We start from the raw sequence: 6,606 nt of genomic DNA on the forward strand, positions 1-6,606 counted from the left end.
GTGAACAAATCCTCTTGCGGGGTGCCACGCGCAAACAGGCGGCGAGGCCGGGCTCAGGGCACGTCGGAATGGACGCTCAGCAGGGTTTCCAGAAACAGCTTGGCCGCACGTGTCGGATCCGGCTGTTTTCGCGTCACCGCCGCAAAGCGCGTTCTGTATTTGATTTCCTGCGGCATCACCTGCCTCATAAGCCCCTGCTCGACAAATTCCTGCGCCAGATGGTCCGGAAGAAAGCCCAGATAGCTGCCTGACAGAATAAGAATTGCAAGGGCCTGTTCGTTTTGCACTTTGGCAGCGCGCCGAAACCCCAGTTGCTGGCCATAGATCAGGTTGGGCGAATTCACGTTCAGGCCCGCATAGTTGTACGCCTGAATGTCCCGTAAACTCAGCGTGTCAGCGGACCGGCTGAACAACGGATTGTCCTGCCCGCAATACAGAAACATGTTTTCCCCATAAAGCGGCGCATAATGCAGGCTTGCCGAGGGGCGGTGCAGGGCGATGATCCCGACATCCAGCTGCCCGCTGATAACCATGGTCTCAATGACGTTGGGCGGTTCGATTGACAACTCGATCTGGATGGCAGGGGCGGCTTCGTTGAACCTGTGAATGGCGCGGGCAAGGCGCGCTTCGGGGTTCGTGGTACACTGATCGAACAGCGCCACGCGGATACTTCCTGCCAGTTGCTGCTTGATCTCGTTGACTTCTGTTCTGAACTGAGAAACCGAAATCAGCAGGTCTTCAGTCGCGGCCAGCACTTTTTCGCCGTCTTCAGTCAGGGAAAAACCCGCCGGGCCACGGTTGCACAGCTTCAAATCCAGCCGAAGCTCCAGATCCGATATGTGTTTCGAGATTGTTGATTTCCCGATGTTGAGCTCATTTTCCGCCGCTGAAAACCCTCCGCTTTCCGCAACGGTTTTGAAAACCCGAAGAAGGCGGATGTCCGTGTCCCCGATGCGGGTGGCCAGTGGGTTTTGTCTCATATTAAAAGTTCGACATTTGTGAAACCTTTCACGCAAATATTAACAACGACGAAACCATGTTGGCAAGATAGCCTCTTGTGGCCGAGGCAGAATCGGACTGGCCACCTTCTCCCCAGGCCATCGCGCACCTCGAAACACGACAAATGGGAGGACATCCATGTCATTTATCAAAAAGCTTGGCACCATCAGCGCCGCCGTTTCCGTTGCTGCACTGATGGTTGCGGGCACGGCTGATGCGAAGAACTTCAAGATCGCGGTGGGCGATAGCGCAGGAAGCGCACAGGAAGCTCTGGGCATCGCCTTCGTCAAGGCGCTGGAAGAGAAATCGGGCGGTGCACATACCGCAACGCTGTTCCTGAACGGTCAGCTGGGGTCCGAACAGGACACCGTGAACGAGGCGGCGATCGGAACGCTGGATATGTCTCTGCTGGCGATCAACAACATCACGCCGTTCTCGCCTTCGGTCGGTGTTTTCACGCTGCCTTACGTGATCCTCAGCCTGGAAGATGCCGAAAAGCTGACCCAGGGCCCAATCGGTCAGGAACTGGTCGAAAACACCATCCGTGATGCCGGCGTGCGCATCATCGGCTGGACCTATACCGGTTTCCGCCGCCTGACCAACTCGAAAAAACCGGTCAAATCGGTTGCTGACCTTCAGGATCTGGTCATCCGCGTTCCTAAGAACGAGATCATGATCGAAACCTACAAGGCATGGGGCATCAACCCGACGCCGATGGCATGGTCGGAAACCTTCACCGGTCTGCAAACCAAGGTGGTCGACGGGCAGGACAACCCTTACCTGACCATCAACGCGATGAAGTTCTACGAGGTTCAGGACCATGTCACCAACCTGCGCTACATCTTCTCGATTGAACCGCTGATCGTTTCAGAAGCGGTCTTCCAGGACCTGTCCGCAGAAGATCAGGCAATCCTCCTTGAAGCAGGACAGGAAGCCACCCTGGCATCCGCACAATTCCTGCGGGATTCCGAGGCCGCCATCAAGGAAGAGCTGACCGCCAAAGGCATGGAGATCATCGATCCCGAAAACGACGAAGCCGAGTTCATCGAACTGGCGACCGGTGCCGTATGGCCCCAGTTCTACGACTCCATCGGTGGCGTCGAAAAATTGAACACCGTGCTTGAAGCCATCGGCCGCGAGCCGGTGCAGCAATAATCGCCGCAGAGCGATACCGGGAAGAGCGCCACGGCGCTCTTCTCATCTCAGGGAGGAGTGAAACCACATGTTCTGGAAATTTCTGGACAACATAGAAAGTGTCATCTGCCGGATACTCTTATCCGGCTTTGTCTGCCTTTTGTTCGTGCAGATCATCGCGCGCGAGGTCTTCGGCTTTTCGGTCAGCTGGATCGAAGAACTCTCGGTCTACATGTTCGTATGGTTCGTCTATTTCGGTGCAAGTTACGCCGCCCTGAAAGGGGCGCATAACCGCGTGACGTTCCAGTTCAAATTCCTGCCTGACGGGTCGATCAAATATGTCGAAGCCTTTGCCGACCTCTTCTGGCTCTTCTTCAATGTCTACTTCCTCTATCTGGCGACAGACTTTGTTTTCAACAAGATGAACAAGTTCTGGAAATCCCAGACACTGGGCATCGAGATGAAGTATATCTACATGGTGCTGCCCATCGCATTTGCGCTGATGACCTTCCGCATCATTCAGGTGAATTACCTCCGCCTTGTCAAAGGCGAGGACATTCACGATCCCGACCAGATCGATCTGGACGAGATCAAGGCCGCTGCCGAAGCGGCCAAAGACCACTGAGACCGGGAGGGGTAACCATGGAATCCGAAATCGTCACGGTCCTGTTTGGATCATTTCTGTTCTTGCTGCTCATTGGCGCGCCGATCACGGTGGCGCTGGGTGTCGCGTCGCTGATCTCGTTTCTCTATCTGGGCGACAACCCGATCAAATTCGTGCAGATCGCCTTTACATCCGTGGGCTCGTTCCCGCTGATGGCGCTGCCAGCCTTTATCCTTGCCGGGGCCCTGATGGAGGCCGCCGGTATCTCAAAACGCCTGATTAACGTTGCCGAAAGTCTGGCCGGTCCCTTCACCGGTGGTATTTCGGCGGCAACGGTCATGGCCTGCCTGTTCTTTGGTGCAATTTCGGGCTCGGGCCCGGCAACAACCGCGGCTGTTGGGATGCTGATGATCCCGGCAATGATCGACCGCGGCTATGAGCGCGGCTATGCCTCGGCGATCACTGCGTCCTCTGGCGGCCTCGGGATTATCATTCCTCCCTCCATCCCGATGGTGATCTTCGGCATTGCCGCGCTCGGTATGGCCCCGCCGCCCGAAGCGGTCGAGAAATTCGGCACCTTCCAGTCGGTTTCGATTTCGAAACTGTTCATTGCCGGGTTCGTACCCGCCTTCCTGATCGCCACAAGCCTGCTGATCCTGAACTATTTCATGTCGAAAAAGCGTGGCTACAAAGGTGTCGCCGAGGGCTGGTCGATCCGCAATGTCGGGTGCGAGATGTATCGCGGGTTCTGGTCGCTGATGGCTCCGCTGGTGATCCTGGGCGGTATCTATACCGGCTTCTTCACCCCGACCGAGGCTGCAATCGTCGCGATCTTCTACACCCTGTTCGTGGGTGTTGTCATCTATCGCGAACTGACCTGGCAGTCGCTGTTCCAGTCGCTTGAAGCCACCACATGGCTAACCGGCCGCGTTCTGCTGATCCTGTTCACAGCAACGGTGTTTGGTCGTCTGCTGGTGGAAAACCAGATCCCGGCAATCATCGCAGAAGGGATGCTCAGCTTTACCGACAACCTCTATGTGATCTGGGCGCTGATCATCTTCTTCCTGCTCTTCGTCGGCATGTTCATGGAAACACTGGCCACCATCCTGATCCTTGTTCCGGTGATGCTGCCGGTGGCCTATTCGGTGGGTATTGACCCGATCCATTTTGGCGTGGTGATGGTCTGTACGCTGGGCATCGGGTTCCAGACCCCGCCGCTGGGTGAGAACCTGTTCATCGCATCCGGTATCTCGAACATCTCGATCGAACAGATCTCGCTGCGCGCGCTGCCTTTTGCGGCGGCCAACACGGTGGCGATCTTCATCATCGCCTTCTTCCCTGAACTGTCGCTGTGGCTCCCACGGCTGTTTGGCTACTGATCTGAAAGGATGACGACATGAAACAGATGGTCACCAACATCCTGTTTGCCACCGACCTGTCCGAAAACTCGGGTCACGCCATGCGCCATGCCGCCAGCATCGCGCAGGCCACCGGGGCGGAGATTCACGTGCTGCATGTGAATGAACCCCTGTCGGAGGATGCCAAGATCACGATGGAAATATTCATCATGAACGAAGAGACCCGCAAGACCGCGATTGAGCGTCGTCACGAGATGGTGCGCAAGGTTCTGGCCGAACGCCAAGCCAAGTTCTGGGCGCAGTTCGACGGCGACGACGGGAAAATTCGCGATCAGGTTACCTCGGTCGAGGTGACTGATGGCCATCCGGCCGAAGTGATCCTGCGCCGCTCGGTCGAACTGGGCTGTGATCTGATCGTGCTGGGCGCGCATGATCACGGCTTTTCGCACACCTTTCTGGGCACGGTCGCAAAACGCGTTTTGCGGCGCTCGAGGATCCCGACACTGATCGTTCCGAACCCGGACGAAATGTAACAACCCCACTGACAAGGAAGTACAAAATGAACAAAACCCTGACCGCGCAGGACCTGGCGGATACGTTTGACGCGTTTAACCGCCACGACATCGACGGCGTGATGACCCACTTCGCCGACGACTGCGTGTTCTACACCGTGGCCGGTGACGAGAAATACGGCAACAAGGTTGAAGGTGCCGCCGCCATCGCCGCCGCGTTTTCGGGCGTCTGGGCAGGCATGAAAGACGCCCATTGGGATCATCACAGCCACTTTGTCCACGGTGATCGTGCGGTGTCCGAGTGGACCTTCTCGGGAACCGATGCAAACGGTATGCGGATCGAAGCTGAAGGTGCGGATCTGTTCACCGTTCGTGACGGTAAAATTGTTGTAAAACAGGCGCTTCGCAAAACGCGCCCAATGTTCAAAGCCTGATCCGCCGCCCTGCGCGCAGCCTCGGAGAAAAACAAGAATGGTGGATAACAGCATCCCGCGTCACTGGCCCAAGGCCAGCTATGACCCTAAATATGACCCGATCATTGATGCGGGTCCGGGTCACAATCGCGACCACGCGCCCACATATTGGATTGGAACGGCCGGAACACCTCCGGCCGATGAGGGACCTGTGTCCAGCGATATGGATGCAGATGTGGTGGTGATCGGATCGGGGTATACCGGCCTGTCCACCGCCATCCATCTTGCCAAGGAACACGGCATTCAAGCCATTGTTTTAGAAGCAAATACCGTCTCTTGGGGCTGCTCCACCCGCAATGGCGGGCAGGCCCAGATCTCATCCGGGCGGCTCAAGCGGTCGCAATGGATCGAACGGTGGGGAACGGACGTGGCCAAGCGCATGCATGCCGAGGTCACAGAAGCGTTTCAGCTGTTCAACGATCTGATTGCGTCCGACGATATCGATTGCGACCCCCAGCCGGGTGGCCACTACTACATCGCGCATCGCGACAAGGTCATGCCGTCCCTCAAGAAAGAGAGCAAGCTGCTCAACGATGTGTTCGGCTATGGCTCGCGCATCCTCTCTCGGGAAGAGCTGCATGAAAAACACGTGCGCGATATGGAGGCCGCAGGTGCCATGTGGGAACCTGACGGGACCTGTATCCATGCGGGTAAACTGGCGTTCGGATATGTCAACATGGCACGCCGTCTGGGGGTGAAAATTCACACCGGTAGCCCGGTCATGGGATGGCAGACGAAGAACGGTGTGCATCACCTGCGAACACCGGGCGGCATCGTCCGCGCCAAAACAGTGGCCCTGGCAACCGCGGGCTATACCCCGCCGGGCCTGAACACGCGCACAAAGCACCGCCTGATGCCCATCCTGTCGAACTCGATGGTGACACGGCCGCTAACCCAGGCCGAACTGGATGAGTGTGGCATTCAGACCAAATCACCCCTGACGGACACCCGCACCTTGCGCCATTACTATCGTTTGTTGCCCGACAACCGGATGCAGATCGGCAGCCGCAGCGCGGTAACGGGGCGGGACGCCGAGAACGAAAGACATCTGGAGCTTCTGAAAAAGGGTCTCGCCCGAAAGTTCCCGGCGCTGACGGATATCAACCTCGACTATTCGTGGTGGGGCTGGGTCGATGTCAGCCACGATATGATGCCGCGTATCTTCCAGCCGGACCCGGAACAGCGCGTGTTCTACGCGATGGGATATGGTGGCAACGGCGTGATGTACTCAGCTCAGGCCGGGCGTCGTATGGCACAGCTGATTGCGGGCAAGAAAGACAAGGCCTTTGCCCTGCCGATCTTCACGTCCCCGCTGCCCAGCCATGGCATCCTGACACCCTTCCGCCGCCTGGGTCAGCGTATAGCCTACGTCGGCTATTACCTCCGTGACGAAATACTGTAATTTACCAACGCTTTGGCGTTCCGAAGATAAGGAAACACCCCTATGAAGATGACGACGGAAGAGGCCTTTGTTAAGGTTTTGCAGATGCATGGTATTGAACATGCGTTTGGGATCATTGGCTCTG

At 57.0% G+C, this 6,606-nt stretch carries 7 protein-coding genes; 6 read left to right on the forward strand and 1 reads right to left on the reverse strand.

The window, feature by feature from the left end; genetic code table 11:
• Window positions 1-53: 53 nt before the first annotated feature.
• Complete coding sequence (locus ACR0AD_RS18940) at window positions 54-980, reverse strand: LysR family transcriptional regulator (RefSeq protein WP_480488948.1); 927 nt, start codon at window positions 978-980, stop codon at window positions 54-56.
• A 157-nt stretch (window positions 981-1,137) separates the two neighbouring features.
• Between ACR0AD_RS18940 and ACR0AD_RS18945 the strand changes: the two genes are divergently transcribed.
• The 6 genes from ACR0AD_RS18945 to ACR0AD_RS18970 all read left to right on the forward strand — a co-directional run bounded on the left by ACR0AD_RS18945 (window position 1,138) and on the right by ACR0AD_RS18970 (window position 6,482).
• Window positions 1,138-2,154 carry a TRAP transporter substrate-binding protein gene (locus tag ACR0AD_RS18945; RefSeq protein ID WP_267366014.1) on the forward strand — a complete coding sequence of 339 codons (1,017 nt, stop codon included), beginning with the start codon at window positions 1,138-1,140 and terminating at the stop codon, window positions 2,152-2,154.
• A gap of 67 nt (window positions 2,155-2,221) precedes the next feature.
• The gene (locus ACR0AD_RS18950) at window positions 2,222-2,758 is read left to right on the forward strand and encodes a TRAP transporter small permease (protein ID WP_209599380.1); all 537 of its coding nucleotides are present in this window, start codon (window positions 2,222-2,224) and stop codon (window positions 2,756-2,758) included.
• Window positions 2,759-2,775: 17 nt separating this feature from the next.
• Entirely contained in the window at window positions 2,776-4,116 is a 1,341-nt protein-coding gene (locus ACR0AD_RS18955; protein ID WP_480477501.1) for a TRAP transporter large permease, read from the forward strand.
• 17 nt (window positions 4,117-4,133) lie between these two features.
• A complete protein-coding gene (locus ACR0AD_RS18960) occupies window positions 4,134-4,628 on the forward strand; it encodes a universal stress protein (protein WP_209507926.1) in 495 nt (164 codons plus the stop codon).
• A 26-nt stretch (window positions 4,629-4,654) separates the two neighbouring features.
• Window positions 4,655-5,041 (forward strand): nuclear transport factor 2 family protein, encoded by a 387-nt coding sequence (locus tag ACR0AD_RS18965; RefSeq protein ID WP_480488946.1) that lies wholly within the window; start codon window positions 4,655-4,657, stop codon window positions 5,039-5,041.
• A gap of 37 nt (window positions 5,042-5,078) precedes the next feature.
• Complete coding sequence (locus tag ACR0AD_RS18970) at window positions 5,079-6,482, forward strand: NAD(P)/FAD-dependent oxidoreductase (protein WP_480488944.1); 1,404 nt, start codon at window positions 5,079-5,081, stop codon at window positions 6,480-6,482.
• Window positions 6,483-6,606: the final 124 nt, after the last annotated feature.

Source organism: Ruegeria sp. BH8, assembly GCF_056538065.1.